At 44.4% G+C, this 19,972-nt stretch carries 20 protein-coding genes; 5 read left to right on the top strand and 15 right to left on the bottom strand.

The window, feature by feature from the left end; translation table 11 throughout:
* Positions 1–33: 33 nt before the first annotated feature.
* From alaS to KP803_RS03395, 3 genes are all read right to left on the bottom strand, one after another.
* Complete coding sequence (gene alaS, locus KP803_RS03405; protein WP_248007440.1) at positions 34–2,619, bottom strand: alanine--tRNA ligase; 2,586 nt, start codon at positions 2,617–2,619, stop codon at positions 34–36.
* Between the two features lie 256 nt (positions 2,620–2,875).
* A complete protein-coding gene (recA, locus tag KP803_RS03400) occupies positions 2,876–3,916 on the bottom strand; it encodes a recombinase RecA (protein ID WP_248007439.1) in 1,041 nt (346 codons plus the stop codon).
* A 180-nt stretch (positions 3,917–4,096) separates the two neighbouring features.
* Entirely contained in the window at positions 4,097–4,591 is a 495-nt protein-coding gene (locus KP803_RS03395; RefSeq protein ID WP_248007438.1) for a CinA family protein, read from the bottom strand.
* 105 nt (positions 4,592–4,696) lie between these two features.
* On the opposite strand from KP803_RS03395, the gene mutS reads away from it, so the two are divergent.
* Positions 4,697–7,258: a DNA mismatch repair protein MutS gene (gene mutS, locus KP803_RS03390; RefSeq protein WP_248007437.1), complete on the top strand. Its 2,562-nt coding sequence runs from the start codon at positions 4,697–4,699 to the stop codon at positions 7,256–7,258.
* Positions 7,259–7,417: 159 nt separating this feature from the next.
* On the opposite strand, the gene rpoS is transcribed toward mutS, so the two are convergent.
* From rpoS to folB, 11 genes are all read right to left on the bottom strand, one after another.
* Entirely contained in the window at positions 7,418–8,419 is a 1,002-nt protein-coding gene (gene rpoS, locus KP803_RS03385) for an RNA polymerase sigma factor RpoS (protein ID WP_248007436.1), read from the bottom strand.
* A 73-nt stretch (positions 8,420–8,492) separates the two neighbouring features.
* Positions 8,493–9,368, bottom strand: a complete 876-nt coding sequence (gene nlpD, locus KP803_RS03380) for a murein hydrolase activator NlpD (RefSeq protein WP_248007435.1) — start codon at positions 9,366–9,368, stop codon at positions 8,493–8,495.
* A 2-nt stretch (positions 9,369–9,370) separates the two neighbouring features.
* The gene (locus KP803_RS03375) at positions 9,371–9,997 is read right to left on the bottom strand and encodes a protein-L-isoaspartate(D-aspartate) O-methyltransferase (RefSeq protein ID WP_248007434.1); all 627 of its coding nucleotides are present in this window, start codon (positions 9,995–9,997) and stop codon (positions 9,371–9,373) included.
* The gene (gene surE / locus KP803_RS03370; RefSeq protein ID WP_248007433.1) at positions 9,994–10,755 is read right to left on the bottom strand and encodes a 5'/3'-nucleotidase SurE; all 762 of its coding nucleotides are present in this window, start codon (positions 10,753–10,755) and stop codon (positions 9,994–9,996) included. Before surE ends, KP803_RS03375 begins: the two co-directional genes overlap by 4 nt.
* A 23-nt stretch (positions 10,756–10,778) precedes the next feature.
* Complete coding sequence (gene truD, locus KP803_RS03365; protein ID WP_248007432.1) at positions 10,779–11,819, bottom strand: tRNA pseudouridine(13) synthase TruD; 1,041 nt, start codon at positions 11,817–11,819, stop codon at positions 10,779–10,781.
* A gap of 68 nt (positions 11,820–11,887) precedes the next feature.
* The gene (gene ispF, locus KP803_RS03360; RefSeq protein ID WP_248007755.1) at positions 11,888–12,370 is read right to left on the bottom strand and encodes a 2-C-methyl-D-erythritol 2,4-cyclodiphosphate synthase; all 483 of its coding nucleotides are present in this window, start codon (positions 12,368–12,370) and stop codon (positions 11,888–11,890) included.
* Positions 12,367–13,110 carry a 2-C-methyl-D-erythritol 4-phosphate cytidylyltransferase gene (gene ispD / locus KP803_RS03355; RefSeq protein WP_248007431.1) on the bottom strand — a complete coding sequence of 248 codons (744 nt, stop codon included), beginning with the start codon at positions 13,108–13,110 and terminating at the stop codon, positions 12,367–12,369. The genes ispF and ispD overlap by 4 nt, the downstream gene beginning before the upstream one ends.
* A gap of 1 nt (position 13,111) precedes the next feature.
* Positions 13,112–13,393 (bottom strand): cell division protein FtsB, encoded by a 282-nt coding sequence (gene ftsB / locus KP803_RS03350; RefSeq protein WP_248007430.1) that lies wholly within the window; start codon positions 13,391–13,393, stop codon positions 13,112–13,114.
* Between the two features lie 160 nt (positions 13,394–13,553).
* Entirely contained in the window at positions 13,554–14,357 is an 804-nt protein-coding gene (locus KP803_RS03345) for an undecaprenyl-diphosphate phosphatase (RefSeq protein WP_248007429.1), read from the bottom strand.
* 13 nt (positions 14,358–14,370) lie between these two features.
* Positions 14,371–14,862 (bottom strand): 2-amino-4-hydroxy-6-hydroxymethyldihydropteridine diphosphokinase, encoded by a 492-nt coding sequence (gene folK / locus KP803_RS03340; protein ID WP_248007428.1) that lies wholly within the window; start codon positions 14,860–14,862, stop codon positions 14,371–14,373.
* Positions 14,859–15,212, bottom strand: coding sequence for a bifunctional dihydroneopterin aldolase/7,8-dihydroneopterin epimerase (gene folB / locus KP803_RS03335; protein ID WP_248007427.1), 354 nt, complete (start codon positions 15,210–15,212; stop codon positions 14,859–14,861). The genes folK and folB overlap by 4 nt, the downstream gene beginning before the upstream one ends.
* 259 nt (positions 15,213–15,471) lie before the next feature.
* Between folB and plsY the strand changes: the two genes are divergently transcribed.
* Positions 15,472–16,083: a glycerol-3-phosphate 1-O-acyltransferase PlsY gene (plsY, locus tag KP803_RS03330; protein WP_248007426.1), complete on the top strand. Its 612-nt coding sequence runs from the start codon at positions 15,472–15,474 to the stop codon at positions 16,081–16,083.
* A gap of 38 nt (positions 16,084–16,121) precedes the next feature.
* On the opposite strand, the gene tsaD is transcribed toward plsY, so the two are convergent.
* Positions 16,122–17,138, bottom strand: coding sequence for a tRNA (adenosine(37)-N6)-threonylcarbamoyltransferase complex transferase subunit TsaD (gene tsaD, locus KP803_RS03325; RefSeq protein WP_248007425.1), 1,017 nt, complete (start codon positions 17,136–17,138; stop codon positions 16,122–16,124).
* 257 nt (positions 17,139–17,395) lie between these two features.
* Between tsaD and rpsU the strand changes: the two genes are divergently transcribed.
* The 3 genes from rpsU to dnaG all read left to right on the top strand — a co-directional run bounded on the left by rpsU (position 17,396) and on the right by dnaG (position 19,911).
* Positions 17,396–17,611, top strand: coding sequence for a 30S ribosomal protein S21 (rpsU, locus tag KP803_RS03320; RefSeq protein ID WP_004396009.1), 216 nt, complete (start codon positions 17,396–17,398; stop codon positions 17,609–17,611).
* 27 nt (positions 17,612–17,638) lie between these two features.
* Positions 17,639–18,082, top strand: coding sequence for a GatB/YqeY domain-containing protein (locus tag KP803_RS03315; RefSeq protein ID WP_248007424.1), 444 nt, complete (start codon positions 17,639–17,641; stop codon positions 18,080–18,082).
* Between the two features lie 89 nt (positions 18,083–18,171).
* Positions 18,172–19,911: a DNA primase gene (gene dnaG / locus KP803_RS03310; protein WP_248007423.1), complete on the top strand. Its 1,740-nt coding sequence runs from the start codon at positions 18,172–18,174 to the stop codon at positions 19,909–19,911.
* Positions 19,912–19,972: the final 61 nt, after the last annotated feature.

Below are 19,972 nucleotides of genomic sequence, written 5' to 3'. Positions count from 1 at the left end.
AAGGCTCGAATGAACGAACCTTATTATCAACGCTTACTTAAGGCGCTCTTCCAGCCAAACTCTTACAGAGGCAAGAGCTTCTGGCAAGGCTTCAACATCACTGCCACCTGCTTGAGCCATATCAGGACGGCCGCCACCTTTACCACCAACCTGTTCCGCAACCATTTTTACGAGGTCGCCCGCTTTCACTTTACCGATCAGGTCTTTAGTTACGCCTGCAATTAAGCCAATTTTACCATCAGCAACGTTAGCAAGAAGGATAATACCGCTGCCTACACGGTTTTTAGCTTCATCAACCATCACACGTAAGTTTTTGTTATCACCACCTTCAATGGCAGCAACCAGTACTTTAGTACCTTCAATTTCCTCAACTTTGCCCATGATATTTGCACTTTCAGCCGCAGCCATCTTGTCTTTCAGTTGTTGAATTTCTTTCTCTAATTGCTTCGATTTAGTCGCCGCTTCAGAGAGTTTTTCTTCAAACTGCGCGTGTTGAGCATCTAAAACGTCTAACGCCACTTCACCCGTTACCGCTTCAATACGACGAATACCCGCTGCGATACCACCTTCAGAAGTGATCTTGAATAGGCCGATATCACCGGTATTGTTCGCGTGGATACCACCACAAAGTTCAGTAGAAAAATCGCCCATAGACAAAACACGAACTTCATCATCGTATTTCTCACCAAACAGTGCCATTGCACCTTTTTCTTTGGCTGACTCGATGTCCATGATGTTGGTTTCAATCACGTGGTTCTTACGAACTTGTGCGTTAACCAAGCGCTCTACTTCTTTAATCTGTGCTGGCGTTACCGCTTCAAGGTTAGAGAAGTCAAAACGTAGGTTGTCTGGCTTAACTAAAGAGCCTTTCTGAGCAACGTGCTCACCTAGAACTTCACGCAATGCAGAGTGAAGTAAGTGAGTTGCAGAGTGGTTTAGTGAGATAGCAGCACGACGCTCAGCATCAACCGTTGCTTCTACTTTATCGCCTTGAGCAAATACACCTTCAACGAGTTCACCGTGGTGTGCAAATGCGTTACCTAGCTTCTGAGTATCTTGTACTTGGAATAAGCCCGATGCCGTTTTTAGCGTACCAGCATCACCACATTGACCACCTGATTCTGCGTAGAATGGTGTCTCTTCAAGGATGATGATTGCTTTGTCGCCTGCCGATAGTGAAGACACTTCTTCGCCATCAACGAATAGCGCAGAAATTTCACCAGCACCTTCAGTACCCGTGTAACCACAGAACTCAGTGTTCGTGTCTACTTTGATCGTCGCGTTGTAATCAGTGCCGAACTGGCCAGCTTCACGTGCACGCTTACGCTGCGCTTCCATCGCCTTCTCAAAACCTTGTTCATCGATAGTAAAGTCGCGTTCACGAGCTACATCGTTAGTAAGGTCAGCCGGGAAGCCGTATGTATCGTAAAGCTTGAAAACTGTTTCTCCGTCAAGCTCTTTACCTTCCAGTGCGTCTAGTGCGTCATTAAGAATAACCATGCCGCGCTCTAGAGTACGACCAAAGTTCTCTTCTTCAATGCGAAGTACTTTTTCAACAAGCTCTTGCTGTTTCTTAAGCTCATCTGCCGCAGAGCCCATCACTTCAGCTAGTACACCCACAAGTTTGTGGAAGAACACGCCTTGCGCACCAAGCTTGTTACCGTGACGAACTGCACGACGAATAATACGACGTAGAACGTAGCCACGACCTTCGTTTGAAGGCATCACACCATCAGCGATTAGGAATGAACAAGAACGGATGTGGTCAGCAATAACGCGCAACGATTGGTTAGATAGATCGTCATGACCAACAACTTCCGCTGTCGCTTTGATTAGTTTTTGGAATACATCAATTTCGTAGTTAGAGTGAACGCCCTGCATGATTGCAGAAATACGCTCAATACCCATACCAGTATCGACAGCAGGCTTAGGTAGCGGTTCCATTGTGCCGTCAGCGTGACGGTTGAACTGCATGAATACGTTGTTCCAGATCTCGATAAAACGGTCACCATCTTCTTCAGGTGTACCAGGGCGACCGCCCCAAATATGTTCACCGTGATCGTAGAAGATTTCAGTACATGGACCACAAGGACCAGTGTCACCCATCGTCCAGAAGTTATCAGACTCGAACTGTTTACCACCTTCTTTGTCGCCAATACGAACGATACGGTCAGCAGGGACGCCTACTTTTTTATTCCAGATATCGAAGGCTTCATCATCTGTCTCGTATACTGTTACTAGTAGACGGTCTTTTGGCAGTTGAAGAGTTTCAGTCAGGAATTCCCAAGCAAACCCAATCGCTTCTTCTTTGAAGTAGTCACCAAAGCTGAAGTTACCTAGCATTTCGAAAAAAGTGTGGTGACGAGCCGTGAAACCTACGTTTTCAAGGTCGTTGTGTTTACCACCCGCACGTACACAACGCTGAGCCGTAGTTGCTCGAGTATAGGCACGCTTTTCTGCGCCTAAGAAGCAATCTTTGAATTGGTTCATACCTGCGTTAGTGAATAGCAGGGTTGGATCGTTATGTGGAACTAACGATGAACTGTCTACGATTTGGTGTTCTTTGCTCTCAAAGAACTTAAGGAACGCGTTGCGAACCTCATCAGTGCTCATGTACATGCAGCTCTTCCTGAAAATAGTCGAGTTAGAATTTTGCCGTATTGTAGATCATGGTTAACTCATAGACTAGTTTTCTAGTTAAAAAGAGGTCATTGAGATGAAATGAGGAACGAAATTAGGTTTTTTCAATGGCACGCTTTGAGTTCTATAGTGCAAGCACTCTGAGGGGGTGAAAGATTTATAGGCGATGAACATAACAAAGCCCCGCAATGCGAGGCTTTTATTTATATTCTGAAGATAAACAGAACTTATAAAATTATAGCTCTTCTTCTGGCTGCTCTTCTGCCGCCTCTGGCTCTTCAGGAAGTGCTGGCGTTAATAGCATTTCACGCAATTTAGTATCAATTGCCAATGCTGCTTCAGGGTTCTCACGTAGGTATTTACCTGCATTTGCTTTACCTTGACCAATCTTATCGCCGTTGTAGCTGTACCAAGCGCCCGCTTTTTCTACTAGCTTATTCTTCACGCCTAGGTCAATCAGTTCACCTTCACGGTTAAAGCCTTTACCGTAAAGAATTTGTGTTTCTGCTTGTTTAAATGGTGCCGCAATCTTGTTCTTAACAACCTTGATACGTGTTTCGTTACCAACGATCTCATCGCCTTCTTTGATTGAACCTGTGCGACGAATATCAAGACGAACAGAAGCGTAGAACTTAAGTGCATTACCACCTGTTGTTGTCTCTGGGTTACCAAACATAACACCAATTTTCATACGAATTTGGTTAATGAAGATAGCCATACAGTTAGACTGCTTCAAGTTACCCGTTAGCTTACGCATTGCTTGAGAAAGCATACGAGCTTGAAGACCCATGTGGCTATCGCCCATCTCACCTTCAATTTCTGCTTTTGGTGTTAAAGCTGCAACAGAGTCAATAACAAGAACGTCGATTGCACCTGAACGAGCCAGTGCATCACAAATTTCAAGAGCTTGCTCACCAGTATCAGGCTGAGAAACTAAAAGTGCATCAATATCAACACCAAGCTTTTGCGCGTAAATTGGGTCTAGAGCGTGCTCGGCATCAACGAAAGCACATGTTTTACCTACGCGTTGAGCTGCGGCAATTAACTCAAGAGTTAACGTTGTTTTACCTGAAGATTCTGGACCGTATACTTCAACGATACGTCCCATTGGTAGACCACCAGCACCGAGTGCGATATCTAATGAAAGTGAACCCGTTGAGATGGTTTCAACGTCCATTGTACGGTTGTCACCAAGACGCATAATAGAACCTTTACCAAATTGTTTTTCAATCTGGCCAAGGGCTGCGGCTAATGCTTTTTCTTTATTTGCGTCCATCTCTATCTCCACACGGTTCGCCATTTCAATTGCGAACTAGACTATTCGGTTCACCCTTCAAAGGGGCTCTAATTGGTTTTCATTATACTGTTGATTCATACAGTGTCCATACCTGTATGAAAAAAATAACAGCTTTATATTGTTTGTGTCACACTATTTATTGTCAATATTACCGATATGCTATTTGGCGTTCTCACTCAAATATTCAATAACAACTTGAAGTGCATAGGTTATTGCTTGCGATCGAACACTCGCTCTATCACCATCAAAATATTTCGTTTCCACTTTGCGCCAATCGATATTATTTGCCCAAGCAAAACAAACTGTACCTACAGGTTTATCTTCTGTCGCGCCACCCGGCCCTGCAATTCCACTGATTGAAACCGCGATGGTTGCCTTCGAGTTTACTAACGCTCCGTTGACCATTTCGAGCACAATAGGCTCACTCACTGCGCCATAGAGATCCAATGTCTGCGATTTTACACCCAGCATTTCCATTTTTGCTTCATTACTATATGTAACAAACGCTCGGTCAAACCATGCGGAACTGCCTGCAACATCGGTAATGGCGGTCGCAACGCCGCCACCAGTACAAGATTCTGCAGTCGCCATTATATGGTTTGTTTTTAGAAGCAATTGCCCAAGCTGTTGACTCAATAATAGATGTGATTCCATGCAGAAAACCCTCGTTGTATTACTATCGCGTGAATTTGGATCTTTTCGCGTTAATCGTATTCACGTATCCTAAGCCGCAATAGAAACAAACGGAAGAACAGAACCGTGAAAGCCGATCAAAAACACACACCGATGATGCAGCAATACCTCAAACTCAAAGCTGAGAATCCCGATATTATTCTGCTTTATCGTATGGGTGATTTTTACGAACTGTTTTATGACGACGCAAAACGTGCTTCACAACTGCTCGATATCTCGCTAACTAAACGTGGTGCTTCTGCAGGCGAGCCGATCCCTATGGCCGGGGTTCCTTATCATTCCATAGAAGGCTACCTTGCAAAGCTTGTTCAACTGGGTGAATCCGTCGCTATTTGTGAGCAGGTGGGTGATCCCGCCACAAGTAAAGGCCCTGTTGAGCGTAAAGTCGTACGTATTGTGACACCGGGTACCGTAACCGATGAAGCGTTGCTGTCTGAGCGTGTCGACAACTTAATTGCCGCTATTTATCATCATAACGATAAATTTGGTTATGCCACCTTAGACATGACGTCTGGTCGTTTCCAATTGATTGAGCCTGAAAATGAAGAAGCGATGGCGGCTGAACTTCAGCGCACATCCCCAAGAGAGTTGCTCTTCCCTGAAGATTTTGAACCCGTTCATTTAATGACAAACCGCAATGGTAATCGCCGCCGCCCTGTCTGGGAATTTGAACTTGATACTGCTAAGCAACAGCTAAACCAACAATTTGGTACCCGTGATCTTGTCGGTTTTGGGGTTGAGAATGCAAAACTGGGGTTATGTGCGGCGGGCTGTTTGATTCAATACGTAAAAGATACCCAACGTACTACCCTGCCTCACATTCGTTCTTTAACCTTTGATCGCCAAGATCACTCAGTTATTTTGGACGCGGCAACAAGACGTAACTTAGAAATCACCCATAACCTATCTGGCGGGCTAGATAATACCTTAGCCGAAGTGCTCGATCACAGCTCGACGGCAATGGGCAGCCGAATGCTAAAACGCTGGCTGCATCAACCAATGCGTTGTGCTGATACGTTAAACCAGCGCCTTGATGCTATTGGTGAAATAAAAGATTTAGGTTTGTACTCTGATTTACAACCAATATTGAAACAGATTGGCGATATTGAGCGAATTTTGGCGCGATTAGCGCTTCGCTCTGCTCGTCCAAGAGACATGGCAAGATTGCGCCAAGCGCTACAACAACTGCCTGAATTGAACGCCAATCTAGAGGAATTAAAACAGCCCTACCTAGTAAAGCTCAGCCAGTATTCCGCACCGTTTGATGACGTTAGAGATCTATTAGAGCGTGCAATCAAAGACAATCCGCCAGTTGTTATTCGTGATGGTGGCGTTATCGCTCAAGGGTATAGCGCAGAGCTTGATGAGTGGCGTGACTTAGCTGAGGGCGCAACCGAGTTTCTCAATAAACTGGAAGCCGATGAGCGTGAGCGCCATGGTATCGATACCTTAAAAGTCGGCTTTAATAACGTTCATGGGTTCTTTATTCAGGTAAGTCGTGGACAAAGTCACTTGGTGCCTGCTCATTATGTTAGACGTCAAACACTGAAAAATGCCGAACGCTACATCATTCCTGAACTCAAAGAGCATGAAGATAAAGTTCTGAACTCGAAGTCAAAAGCCCTCTCGATAGAGAAAAAATTGTGGGATGAACTGTTTGATCTGCTTCTTCCTCACTTAGAGCGACTGCAAAATATCGCATCCGCGGTGTCACAAATCGATGTACTACAGAACCTTGCTGAACGTGCTGAAACGTTAGATTACTGTCGGCCGACAATCAGCAGTGAAACAGGGATACAAATTCAAGCTGGCCGACACCCTGTCGTAGAAAAAGTGATGGACGCACCGTTTATTGCTAACCCAATAGAGCTCAATAGCAATCGTAAAATGCTGATCATTACTGGCCCTAACATGGGAGGTAAATCCACCTACATGCGACAAACTGCGTTGATTGCTTTAATGGCGCATATTGGTAGCTATGTACCGGCAGAATCGGCACAAATAGGCTCTATAGACCGAATATTTACTCGTATCGGTGCATCCGATGATCTCGCCTCTGGCCGTTCAACCTTTATGGTAGAGATGACTGAGACTGCGAATATTCTTCACAATGCGACGCTAAAAAGCCTAGTACTCATGGATGAAATTGGCCGAGGAACCAGTACTTACGATGGGTTGTCTCTTGCATGGGCAAGCGCTGAATGGTTAGCCAACAACATTGGTGCTATGACCCTATTTGCAACTCACTACTTTGAATTAACAGAACTGCCAAACCAGCTACCACACTTGGCTAACGTTCACCTAGATGCGGTTGAGCATGGAGATAGCATTGCCTTCATGCACGCAGTTCAAGAGGGCGCAGCAAGTAAATCTTATGGGCTAGCAGTCGCAGGGCTGGCTGGTGTGCCAAAAAGTGTGATTAAGAATGCACGCAACAAACTTACTCAACTTGAGCAGTTAGGAACAGCATCGGAGCCAACTAAATCGACTGCGGTTGATATCGCCAATCAGTTGAGCCTAATTCCAGAACCAAGCGAAGTTGAATCCGCACTGGCAGGTATTGATCCTGATGATCTTACGCCAAGACAAGCACTAGATGCGCTCTATCGTTTAAAGAAAATGATCTAATTCTTTTCTTGCTCAGATTTTACATGAACGTCCAGCTCAACGAATACAAAAAAGGTACTGCTATTAATGGAATAGCGGTACCTTTTTTATCTCTTCACTGTTCTCTGTTTTGACTAAGGTTCCAGTGGTATTGGTCTTATTGTCTACTCATCTTTTACGCTATTCATCTTCTACACTAAAGAGGTTTTCCATGTTAAGCCCTTGCTTAATCAATACCTCACGTAGTCTGCGTAATCCTTCAACTTGAATCTGACGAACTCTTTCTCGAGTTAGATTGATTTCTCGACCCACCTCTTCGAGGGTTGACGGCTCATAGCCTAACAGACCGAATCTCCGTGCGAGTACTTCTTTCTGCTTCGGGTTTAATTCATCAAGCCAATGCACTAAAGAGCTCTTAATATCATTATCTTGAGTCGAGACTTCAGGATCTGAGTTATTAATATCAGGAATAATATCGAGCAGTGCTTTCTCACCATCGCCACCAATCGGTGTATCAACGGAACTCACGCGTTCATTTAAGCGAAGCATTTTGCTGACATCTTCCACTGGCTTATCTAATTTTAACGCAATCTCTTCAGCGGTTGGTTCATGATCCAGCTTTTGTGACAATTCTCTTGCTGTACGCAGGTAGATGTTAAGCTCTTTTACTACATGGATTGGAAGGCGGATAGTACGGGTTTGGTTCATCAACGCACGTTCTATCGTTTGTCGGATCCACCATGTGGCATAAGTTGAGAAGCGGAAACCACGTTCAGGATCAAATTTTTCAACGGCACGAATCAGACCAAGATTACCTTCTTCGATAAGATCTAATAGGGCAAGGCCTCGATTGCTGTAGCGGCGAGAAATTTTGACCACAAGACGAAGGTTACTCTCGATCATACGTTTACGAGCGGCTTCATCACCTCGTAATGCTCGACGAGCAAACAAGACTTCTTCTTCTGCGGTTAATAGTGGAGAAAAACCAATTTCACCTAAATAGAGCTGAGTAGCATCTAGGCTTTTACTGGAAACTTCTGCTTCTTCAGCAGCGGCTGGCTTCCCTTTAGTTGATTTTGCTTTAGTGGCTTTTACTGGTCGTTTTTTAGATTTACCGTCATCCTTCGCGGTAGTATCCAAATCAAACTCTTCGACTTTCGTTGCTGCATTGCTGATACTCATAGTGCCTCCCCCTGGCGAGCTAGCAAGACATTACTACTTCTTAATGTCGCTATATTACCTTAAAAGTAAATTTTTACGGTAAGTAGCGATTTGGGTTCACTGACTTACCTTGGTAGCGAATTTCAAAATGTAATCGAACACTGCTGGTCCCTGAACTGCCCATTGTTGCTATTTTTTGACCTGCTTTTACATTTTGTCCTTCTTGTACAAGCAACCGATCATTATGAGCGTATGCACTGAGGTAGTTATCATTATGTTTTACAATCACTAGATTGCCGTAACCTCTTAACGCATTGCCCGAATAAACAACGGTTCCTCCTGCTGTTGAGACGATGGATTGACCTCGCTGTCCTGCTATGTCAATACCCTTATTCCCTTGTTCACCAGCAGAAAACTTCTTAATGATTCTCCCTTTTGTTGGCCATATCCAGCTACTCACTTTGTCATTTTTTGGCGTTGTAGTAGCTGTAGGTTTGTTAACATTTTGTTTACTTGTTGATTTAACATACTCCTTTGATTTTGATTGATCAACCTTCTTTGGGGGATCTTTTTGTACGACTTTAGTTGGGGTCGCGGTTTTTTTCTGATTAGAGTTTTTACTTGTTTTATCGGAACTTGCAGCAGTTACTGCTCCAGCTCCCGTCCCACCGAAGGCTGGAGCAACATAATTCTTACGCCATAAGTTGAGTTTTTGACCAGGATGAATCGTATAAGGGGCTTTTAAATTGTTATACCGAATTATTTCTTTAACATCCTTATCGGTTATATAGCTGATAAAATAAAGCGTATCGCCTTTCTTTACTTGGTAAAAACTGCCTCGATAACTTCCACGAGAAACACTGCTGTAATCTTTATTTAATCCAGATACTGGCGCAGGGTTTCTCGCAGCACATCCAATGAGGAGGCTGAGAAGAAATAACACCAATAAGTTTCTAGATAAAAAACGCATCGCTAAGCTAGGTCACCTGCTACAAGTGGAACAAATCGCACCACCTCAATGATCTCTGAAACAAATTCTCCATCTCGATGTGTGATCTTCATTAATTGTTGCTCATCTTCGCCAACAGGAATAATCATACGTCCACCGTCAGCCAACTGCTCAAGCAGAGCATGAGGAATGCTCTCTGCAGCCGCTGTGACAATAATGGCATCAAAAGGGGCTTTATTTGGCCAGCCTTTCCAACCATCACCATGTTTCGTCGAGACATTATAAATATCTAATTGCTTTAAACGCCTTTTAGCATCCCACTGAAGCGCTTTAATTCTCTCTATAGAGTGAACATGCTCCACCAATTGAGCCAACACCGCAGTTTGGTAACCCGAGCCAGTTCCCACTTCAAGTACAATGCTATTATGATTCAGCTCAAGGAGTTCTGTCATTTTTGCCACAATATAGGGCTGTGAGATGGTTTGCCCTTGTCCAATAGGTAGAGCATTGTTGTCATACGCTTGATGAACCATAGCCTGAGAAACGAAGCTCTCTCGTGGTAAATTGCGTATTGCTTGCAAAACTTGTGGATCTTGGATGCCACTCGCAACAAGAAAATCAATCAACTTGTCTGCATGTGGGTTTGTCATATTCCGTCTTCCTTAAACCAGTGTTCCATCGCTCGTAATGATTCATGTGCTGTTAGGTCAACTTGCAGCGGTGTTACAGAAACTTGACCTTTATCAATAGCATAAAAATCTGTCCCTTCTCCAGCGTCTTGCTCTTTTCCGGGAGGGCCTAACCAATAAATATCATGCCCACGCGGATCTTTCTGCTTAATCATATTCTCAGCGTGATGACGGGCACCTAATCGAGTAACTTTTATTGATAACTCTTGGTGATCATCTGTATCTGGAATATTAACGTTCAATAGACGGTTTGTCGGGATTGGCTGCGCTATATGCTGCTCTACAATCTTTTTAGCCACTAGTGCCGCTGAATCGAAGTTCACTTTGCCAACCAATGAGAAGGCAATAGATTGAACCCCTAAAAAGTGCCCCTCCATTGCCGCTGCTACCGTTCCAGAATAGAGCACATCATCCCCTAGGTTTGCACCATGATTGATCCCCGATAGAACCAGATCCGGAAGATCATCCTTCATCAGCTCATTAAGTGCAAAATGTACGCAGTCAGTTGGCGTCCCTTGAACAGAGAATACCTGCGGTGAAATCTCATTTACTCTTAGCGGTTGCTCTAAGGTTAATGAATTGGATGCCCCAGAGCGGTTTCGATCCGGCGCAACAATGATGATTGTCGCGAGATCTTTTAAGGCGTTAGCGAGAGCATGAATTCCCTCAGCATGAACGCCATCATCATTACTGATTAATATTTTTAATTTTGGCTTCATTGTCGCTTAACCTTAATACTTTCTTAATATACGCGTTCGACGATCTCTTCTTCCACCAGCTCTCTAACAATGGAGGTAGCAAAGCTTCCTGCATCGAGTGAAAACTTCAGTGTTACCTCAGTTCCGCTGTGTGACCATGTGAAGTTCTTAGGTTGCAATAAGATTGCGCGACGATCATGACGCATTCGATTACCTCGGATTAGCGCCATAAGATCGGGTTCACTATCGAGATGAGGTTGCTCAAGTTCGAGTGCGCTCTCTTGTGTCGGTAGCGCATTATCACCCGCTAATGCTGCCGTGATCATTGCTTCTTTATTGGCAACAGATTGCTGATGTGCAGCAACACTCTCTTCAGTCACCGGCGTTGATTCCGATCCAGTGATAATGTCGCCAATTAGAACGGTATCAAAAACACTTTTCTCTAAACGCGCCGAGACGATTTTATTAAAAATCCACGAGCGAGCAGACGAGAGATATAAGCTACGTTTGTTTTGATTGCGCGTTCGAACGTTCTCACGTCCCCAACGTCTTGCTTCATCAAGGTTATTACCTTGGTTACCAAATCGCTGACTACCGAAGTAGTTCGGCACGCCAAACTTTTCGACTTGTTCTAATCGTTTTATAACATCTTCAATATCCGTCACATCAGACAGCGTAATTTCGAAATCGTTGCCAGCCAGATCGCCAGGGCGAAGTTTTTTGTTATGACGAGTTATGTCGATGATTTCAATACTCGGATGCTGAGCTAAGAAAGACCCAAAATCAGGCGTCTCCCCTTTTGGTAAATGTACGCTAAGCCACTGCTCTGTCACCGCGTGACGATCTTTTAAACCCGCCCAGCTGATATCTTTTGATTTGACGCCACAGGTTTTTGCTAATTCATTCGCTACAAAGCTGGTGTTCTCACCCGTTTTTCGAATACGCAGCATAAGATGCTCACCCGAACCGGTAAATTCATAACCTAAGTCTTCACTGACTTTAAAGTGTTCAGCTTTAGCTTTTAGTTTGGCCTTTGCGGAAGGCTTACCGTGTAAGTAATGAAACTGGGATAAAACATCTGACATAATATTCTTCCGTCACTGTGTGACTCTAAAATGAGTTTTAATCGGGTACTTTTGCTAACGCTAGGTGGTTAGTTGCTACTTTTTAACAGTAATACGACAGCTTCACAGGCGATACCTTCTTTTCGGCCAGTAAAACCTAAACGCTCGGTTGTGGTCGCTTTTACATTAACGTTAATCAGCTCGGTTTCTAAGTCTTCGGCAATGGCTGCGCACATCGCTTTGATGTGGGGCGCCATTTTAGGGGCTTGAGCCATAATAGTGACATCGGCATTGCCAAGAACGTAACCTTTCTCTTTCACTAAACGATAAACATCTTTCAGCAACTCTCGGCTATCTGCGCCTTTCCATTTGTCATCGGTATCTGGAAAGTGTCGGCCAATATCTCCTTCAGCAATGGCGCCAAGTAGCGCATCGCTTAACGCATGGAGAGCCACATCACCATCGGAATGAGCAAGTAGGCCTTGCTCATACGGTACCGCGACACCACCAATAATAACCGGCCCTTGACCACCAAACTTATGTACATCAAAACCGTGACCAATTCGCATTATTCGATTTCCTTTTTTCGACTTAAATAGAACTCAGCTAAGGCGAGATCTTCTGGCTGAGTAATCTTGATATTATCAGAGCGACCACGGACCAATGCTGGCGCTAGGCCTAGTCGCTCCATTGCTGAAGCTTCATCGGTAATAACCGCACTTTGCTTTAATGCTTCATCTAACGCGACAGACAAAGCCTCTACAGGGAACATTTGAGGTGTCAGAGCGTGCCAAAGCCTATCTCTATCGACCGTAGTGGCAATGTTTTGAGCGCTATCTGCCCTCTTCATTGTATCGCGTACAGGCGAGGCGAGGATTGCCCCTACATCATGAGCAAGTGCTGTCTCTATGAGGCTATCTATATCGGCCAATTGAACACAGGGTCTGGCTGCATCATGTACGAGAGCCCATGCTGAAGAGCCATGCTGGCGAAGATAGTTTAACGCAGAAAATACTGAGTCTGAACGCTCTTTCCCGCCGTTAACACGAATAACATTAGACTGATTGGCCACCGGTAACGACGAGTAGTAGGGATCATGTTCACTGATCGCAACGACAACGGTTGTGATCCTTGGATGAGAAAGAAGCTTATTCACCGTATGTTCTAAAATCGTGGTACCGTTTATTTCTAGGTACTGCTTAGGTCGGTCAGCTTGCATTCGGCTACCCACCCCTGCCGCAGGGACAATCGCAACGATCGACTCTAGCGTCTCTTTTTTATCGGTGTTTTCTTGAGATGACTGTGTTGGCATTCTAGTGAGATTCCTCTCCAACTAGGCGATAGAAGGTTTCCCCCTCTTTAACCATACCTAGCTCATGGCGAGCACGCTCTTCGATGGCGTCTAGGCCTTGGCGAAGATCGTCGATTTCAGCAAACATTTCATCATTTCGAGCGAGAAGGTTATCGTTAACTTGATGTTGCGCTTGAATCTCACTATTCACTGCATTGAAGTCAATAATACCGTTTTTTCCAAACCACAATTCATATTGAAGCCATCCAAACAGCAGCGTTAATGTCAAAACAAAAATTCGCATAATCGTAACGTAATATAGAGGAGAAAGATTTAAGACCACATATATATCACAATGCAGCTTTTCACGCGAGATGAGCTAAGTAAGGAAAGAGTGATAAATGGTGCTACACAATGAGCAGCACCTAGTTATACGGACAATGCTATAAGGACAATCGGTTAACTTAATTCAGCAGTAAGAAAGCGAATAAGCCGCCGCCCAGAATGAGACGATAAATAACAAACGGAGTCATGCCCATTCTTGATATCAGTTTCAAGAATAAGTGAATACAGATATATGCACTAATAAACGACGTCACCACACCAGTCATGAGTACGCCAAAATGAAGAGGCTCGCCACTCATAACCAGTTTTAATCCTAAGTAGCCACCCGCGAGGAGGATAATCGGGATCGACATTAAAAATGAAAAACGCGCCGCCGCTTCTCGTGTAAAACCGAGATAAAGAGCCGCAGTAATCGTTGCACCAGAACGAGATGTACCTGGTATCATCGCCATCGCTTGGGCTACGCCAATAAATAGAGATTTTTTCCAATCGGCTTGGTATTCGTCATTCACTAAATCTGCATTTTTATCGACATACCAAAGCAAGAGGCCAAAGATAATGGTTGTTGTCGCAATTACCCACGCACTGCGTAGATAAATTTCGATAATGTCTTTCATAAAAAGACCAAAAATACATGCAGGAATCGTCGCTAGGACAATCATCCAGGCAAATTTCGACTCTTTACTTCTCTCTCCTTTAAAGATGGAACCAAAGAAGGCGCTTAATAGCGACACCACCTCTTTACGAAAATAGATAATAACCGCCGCTAACGTGCCAACATGAACCGCCACATCAAATGCAAGCCCTTGATCTTCCCAACCTAAAATCGCTGAAGGTAAAATCAGGTGAGCTGAGCTGGAAATAGGCAAGAACTCGGTTAATCCTTGAATAAGCGCAAGGATAAACGCTTCGACATAACTCATTAAAATCTCGTTATTATTTCAGTTCAAACCAAGGCTTGATACTGGTTAAAGAATCTAAATCAGAATATTGGCACCACACTTGGCGAACCGCTCTTCCGTCTGATGGAATAATTAGATCAGGACAAAGCTCATACAGTGGCTGAATAACAAATGGGTATTTGAAAATATCACTTCTTGGCAATTGAGGATCGCTCTCACTCACTTCATTACCAAAAAGAATGATATCGAGATCCAAGGTTCTGTCTTGAAATTTCGCCGCAAATTCACAGCGTCCCCAATTTAATTCGATCTTACGTAATGATTGTGAAAGATCGATTAATGGCAGCGATGTTTTCATCTCTACCACTAAGTTATAAAAAGCCGCGCTATCAAAACCCACGGATGGGCACTCATAGATGGTGGATAACTTAAGATCCTCCCCCAACAGGGAGAGTTCGTGGATCGCCGCTTCTACATGTTTTTTCCGCTCAACATTGGTACCGACACCAATGTAAGTGGTGATCATGCTTCGCCTCGCTCGATGATGACACCAACACCTTTTGCTTGAGCAACAGCACCTGGCTTGGTTAAGCGAATTTTAATCCAAGGGACACTAAACGTATTCATGATAAGCTCTGCCACCTCTTCCGCTACACGCTCAACCAGTAAAAAACGCCCATTCTCAATATGTTTAAGCACAGCTTGGCTTACTTCGAAGTAATCAAGGGCATCAGAAACATCATCACTTTTTCCTGCTGGCTTATTGTTGTGGCCCATTTCAATATCTAGAACCAGCTTCTGTTTGATCTCTTGCTCCCAGTCGTAAACACCGATGGTTGTGATCACTTCTAGCTGTTCAATAAATACTTTATCCATGATGGAGTCTGTCCTTAGTAGAGGTCGGATACCCAAACGGGTCAAAAAAACTTACTATCCTGATGTAATCAATCACCCTAACTGCGCTATGAGGCAGTAGTGTGAGGATATGAATCGCGATATGATAGCAATTACTTGCTTTTAGAGCATCAGTTTCATAGCGACAGTTTCACACTATTAATCTCGCATTTATGCCAGCCATACTCATAAATGAGCGATACGATTATTTAAGTCATGTTCCTATACGAGTAAATGCACAATGAGCCCACTTGTTCTCACATTGATCATTTCAGCCTATCTACTAGGCTCGATCTCGAGTGCGGTATTGATCTGTCGTGTACTACGCCTCTCTGATCCTCGCGATGTAGGCTCTCAAAACCCCGGGGCCACCAACGTTTTAAGAATTGGGGGCAAAAAAGCCGCTGCCGCCGTTTTATTGTGTGACATGCTGAAAGGGACAATACCTGTTTGGGGAGGCTACTTTCTCGATATAGATGCGTTTCTTCTAGGTGTTGTCGCCATTGCTGCTTGCCTCGGCCATATGTACCCGCTATTTTTTCATTTTAAAGGCGGTAAAGGTGTGGCTACCGCACTTGGCGCAATCGCACCGATTGGTCTTGGTCTGACTGGCGTTATCATACTGACGTGGCTAAGCGTGGCGATCGTTTTTCGTTACTCGTCATTAGCCGCTCTGGTGACGGTTCTGCTCGCGCCTTTCTATACTTGGATGATCAAACCGCAATACACGTTACCCGTTGCGATGCTTTGCTGTTTAATTATCTTTCGTCACGCCCCTAATATTCGCCGTTTACTCGATGGAACAGAGCCCAAAGTGGGCGAAAAAAAGCATGGATTAAAAAAGGCCTCTTAACGAGACCTTTACTGAATACTTGGCAATATCATGATTAGCTAGCTGATTGGCTCTAACTGGTCAATCGGCCAACGTGGCATGGCCTGGACAGACAGGTCACTAGTCTCACCGTTTTTAAGACGCTGCATACCTGCATAAGCGATCATTGCGCCATTATCCGTACAAAACTCAGTGCGCGGGTAATAGACTTCCCCACCCACTTTTTTCGCTAACTCGCCTAATGACTGGCGAAGCTGCTTATTCGCACTCACACCACCCGCGATAACAATACGTTTCATACCCGTTTGAATCAGTGCACGTTTACACTTAATCACTAACGTATCACACACCGCTTCTTGGAAAGCATAAGCAATGTCAGCGCGAGTTTGATCGTCATTATCATTGGCTGCAATCGTGTTGGCAGTAAATGTCTTAAGACCAGAGAAGCTCATATCCAGCCCTGGCCTGTCTGTCATTGGTCTTGGGAACTTAAAGCGGCCTGGTGTGCCATTTTCAGCTAACTTAGCCAGCAGTGGCCCGCCAGGGTAATCTAGCCCCATCAGCTTAGCGGTCTTATCAAACGCTTCACCGGCTGCGTCATCCACCGACTCGCCTAAAATTTTGTACTCACCAACACCGTGAACCTCAACCATCATGCTGTGTCCACCAGAGACAAGTACAGCAACAAAAGGAAACGGCGGTGGATTGTCTTCTAGCATAGGCGCAAGCAAATGCCCTTCCATATGATGGACAGCAACTGCAGGCACTCCCCAAGCATACGCAATACTACGGCCAATGGTTGCACCGACTAATAGCGCTCCAACAAGACCAGGTCCTGCCGTATACGCCACACCATCAATGTCCTTTGACGTTAAGTTCGCTTCTTTAAGCGCCGCTTTTATCAATGGAATGGTTTTTTTAACGTGATCGCGAGACGCTAGCTCAGGAACCACACCGCCGTAATCTGCGTGCAGTTTCACTTGGCTATAGAGTTGATGTGCCAATAGGCCTTTTTCATCATCATAAATCGCTATCCCCGTTTCATCACACGAGGTTTCAATACCAATAATGCGCATATTTTTCTCTGTATGCTTCTATCTAAAGAGGGAATTTGCGGCAATCTTACCTTGCCTTGGCTTAGCAAACAAATTTTGTACAGACAATAAACGATAAAACGCTTTACAAAGCCAAGGTGATCGGATTAAAATTCCGCACCATTTTTGATCAAGCTGGTTTATGACCAAACATTAATGAGAGTTAGCTCGATGGGTAACTTCTCTGATTTGGCAGCGAGAAACCAGCAGTAATGAATAACCCCTGAGGTGAAAGGCATATGCCAATAGTTAAAGTACGTGAAAACGAACCGTTCGACGTTGCACTACGTCGTTTCAAGCGCTCTTGTGAAAAAGCAGGTATCCTTTCAGAAGTGCGTCGTCGTGAGCACTATGAAAAACCAACTACAGTTCGCAAACGCGCTAAAGCAGCAGCTCAAAAGCGTCACGCTAAAAAGCTAGCTCGCGAAAACGCTCGTCGCGTTCGCCTGTACTAATAACTCGATCCCATAAGGAATCCAGTTATGGCTCTTATTGAACAACTCAAAGAAGAGCAGAAATTAGCGATGAAAGCCAAGGACAAACCGCGCCTTGGCACTATTCGTTTAGCCCTTTCAGCAATTAAGCAACGTGAAGTTGACGAGCGGATCACTCTGACCGACGACGACATTATTGCAATTCTGGTAAAAATGGTTAAACAACGTCGCGATTCTGTCGCTCAATTTGAATCAGCAGGTCGTCAAGATTTGGCTGATACTGAGAAAGCTGAAATTACAGTGCTAGAGGCCTTTATGCCTCAACCACTTACTGAAGATGAAGTCGTTGCATTAATTATTAGTGCAATTGAAGAATCTGGTGCTGCGGGCATGCAAGACATGGGCAAGGTAATGGCAGTGTTAAAACCTCAGATTCAAGGGCGTGCAGATATGGGTAAAGTTAGTGGTTTAGTTCGCTCTAAACTCGCTTAACCCACATCAAATTGCAACAAGCCGTGCTATCCTCTGGACGCACGGCTTGTTTGTATCTAATGTAAACTTTTCTTTTTTTCTTAGGTTTTATGGCAGGACACATCCCTAGAAGCTTCATTGATGACCTTCTTGCTCGACTTGATATCGTCGACATTGTTGACGCACGTGTGAAACTTAAGAAAAAAGGAAAAAACTACGGCGCTTGTTGCCCATTCCACAATGAGAAAACCCCCTCTTTTAGCGTAAGCCAAGAGAAACAGTTCTATCACTGTTTTGGCTGTGGTGCTCATGGTAATGCCATCGACTTCATGATGGAGTATGAGCGTCTAGAGTTTGTTGAAGCGATTGATGAATTAGCGTCATTCCTAGGGTTAGAAGTCCCTAGAGAACAACGAAGTGGTGGGTTTAGTAACCAGCCAAGCGCCAACTCAGAAGAGAAACGCAATCTCTACGATTTAATGGGCAGCATTGCTCAGTTTTATCGAAACCAACTTAAAGCCTCAAGCAGTAAAGACGCCATAAATTACCTAAAAGATCGCGGACTTTCTGGTGAAATTGTTCAGAAATTTGGCATTGGGTATGTCGCTGATGAGTGGGACTTAGTTCGTAAAAACTTTGGCCAACAACCTAAAGCACAAGATATGCTGGTGAGCGGTGGCATGCTCATTGAAAATGATAAGGGTAACCGGTATGACCGTTTTCGTGGCCGTGTCATGTTCCCGATTCATGATCGCCGTGGTCGCGTTATCGGCTTTGGTGGTCGAGTGCTTGGTGATGGTACTCCTAAGTACCTTAACTCACCTGAGACACCGATATTCCATAAGGGCAAAGAGCTTTATGGTCTTTATGAAGTTCTTCAAGCGTATCGAGAGCCACCACAAATATTAGTAGTTGAAGGCTATATGGATGTGGTTGCGCTAGCACAGTATGGCGTTGATTACTCTGTAGCATCACTGGGAACATCAACAACGGGTGATCACTTACAAGTGCTGTTTCGCCAAACCAGTACCGTTGTCTGTTGTTATGATGGTGATCGAGCCGGGCGTGAAGCCGCTTGGCGTGCACTCGAAAATGCATTGAGCTACTTAAAAAGTGGCAATATTCTTAAGTTTTTGTTTCTACCCGATGGTGAAGATCCAGATAGCTATATTCGTAAGCATGGTCAGGAAGCGTTTGAGGTTGAGGTTCAGCAAGCAGTACCGCTTTCTCGCTACCTTTTTGATCATTTGGTTGCTCAAGTCGACATGGGCAATAATGAAGGTAAAGCGGCCTTAGAAGCATTGGCTATCCCTTTGATCAATAAAGTGCCTGATGCATCCATGCAAGCTCAGTTGTTGAAGATACTTGGTCAAAAAACCGGCATATATAAAAAACCAGTATTGCCAAAAGAGTCGGAATCTAGACCTCAACCGCATAAAGAGATCAAGCGCACACCAATGCGAGAAGTTATCGCTTTGCTTATTCAGAATCCGAGCTATGCTGATATGGTACCCGATCTCTCATCGGTGAGAGAATTATCACTACCGGGATTAAATTTATTAATCGAAGTCCTTGAATACTGTCGGACGAATCCCCATATCAACACGGGCCAATTGTTAGAACAATGGCGCAATAGTAAAAATGAGGCACTTCTGTCTCGTCTCGCCGGTTGGGAGATCCCAACAGATGAAGACAATCAAGAAGACATATTTTTAGACTCACTGGATAAAATTTTAGCCCAGTGCGTTGAAAAACAAATTGAAAACCTGCAAGCCAAGGCAAGAAGTATCGGTTTATCATCCGATGAAAAAAGGGAGCTGCTAGCACTGATGCTAGATTTAAAAGCGTAACCCTCATTGATTGGCATGCACTGAAAATTTGTTATTAATCGTGGTTTGCATCTCGCATACT

This window comes from Vibrio amylolyticus (assembly GCF_023145695.1).
GTDB classification, from domain to species: Bacteria; Pseudomonadota; Gammaproteobacteria; order Enterobacterales; family Vibrionaceae; genus Vibrio; species Vibrio amylolyticus.
Note: the sequence above shows the minus strand (reverse complement) of the source record. Positions and strands in the feature narration are given on the sequence as shown.

What these genes read in the sequence shown, in the direction of transcription:
- alaS (WP_248007440.1), bottom strand. Translation starts at nt 2,619, where the DNA reads ATGTACATGAGCACTGATGAGGTTCGCAACGCGTTCCTTAAGTTCTTT.
- recA (WP_248007439.1), bottom strand. Translation starts at nt 3,916, where the DNA reads ATGGACGCAAATAAAGAAAAAGCATTAGCCGCAGCCCTTGGCCAGATT.
- KP803_RS03395 (WP_248007438.1), bottom strand. Translation starts at nt 4,591, where the DNA reads ATGGAATCACATCTATTATTGAGTCAACAGCTTGGGCAATTGCTTCTA.
- rpoS (WP_248007436.1), bottom strand. Translation starts at nt 8,419, where the DNA reads ATGAGTATCAGCAATGCAGCAACGAAAGTCGAAGAGTTTGATTTGGAT.
- nlpD (WP_248007435.1), bottom strand. Translation starts at nt 9,368, where the DNA reads ATGCGTTTTTTATCTAGAAACTTATTGGTGTTATTTCTTCTCAGCCTC.
- KP803_RS03375 (WP_248007434.1), bottom strand. Translation starts at nt 9,997, where the DNA reads ATGACAAACCCACATGCAGACAAGTTGATTGATTTTCTTGTTGCGAGT.
- surE (WP_248007433.1), bottom strand. Translation starts at nt 10,755, where the DNA reads ATGAAGCCAAAATTAAAAATATTAATCAGTAATGATGATGGCGTTCAT.
- truD (WP_248007432.1), bottom strand. Translation starts at nt 11,819, where the DNA reads ATGTCAGATGTTTTATCCCAGTTTCATTACTTACACGGTAAGCCTTCC.
- ispD (WP_248007431.1), bottom strand. Translation starts at nt 13,110, where the DNA reads ATGCCAACACAGTCATCTCAAGAAAACACCGATAAAAAAGAGACGCTA.
- ftsB (WP_248007430.1), bottom strand. Translation starts at nt 13,393, where the DNA reads ATGCGAATTTTTGTTTTGACATTAACGCTGCTGTTTGGATGGCTTCAA.
- KP803_RS03345 (WP_248007429.1), bottom strand. Translation starts at nt 14,357, where the DNA reads ATGAGTTATGTCGAAGCGTTTATCCTTGCGCTTATTCAAGGATTAACC.
- folK (WP_248007428.1), bottom strand. Translation starts at nt 14,862, where the DNA reads ATGATCACCACTTACATTGGTGTCGGTACCAATGTTGAGCGGAAAAAA.
- folB (WP_248007427.1), bottom strand. Translation starts at nt 15,212, where the DNA reads ATGGATAAAGTATTTATTGAACAGCTAGAAGTGATCACAACCATCGGT.
- plsY (WP_248007426.1), top strand. Translation starts at nt 15,472, where the DNA reads ATGAGCCCACTTGTTCTCACATTGATCATTTCAGCCTATCTACTAGGC.
- tsaD (WP_248007425.1), bottom strand. Translation starts at nt 17,138, where the DNA reads ATGCGCATTATTGGTATTGAAACCTCGTGTGATGAAACGGGGATAGCG.
- rpsU (WP_004396009.1), top strand. Translation starts at nt 17,396, where the DNA reads ATGCCAATAGTTAAAGTACGTGAAAACGAACCGTTCGACGTTGCACTA.
- KP803_RS03315 (WP_248007424.1), top strand. Translation starts at nt 17,639, where the DNA reads ATGGCTCTTATTGAACAACTCAAAGAAGAGCAGAAATTAGCGATGAAA.
- dnaG (WP_248007423.1), top strand. Translation starts at nt 18,172, where the DNA reads ATGGCAGGACACATCCCTAGAAGCTTCATTGATGACCTTCTTGCTCGA.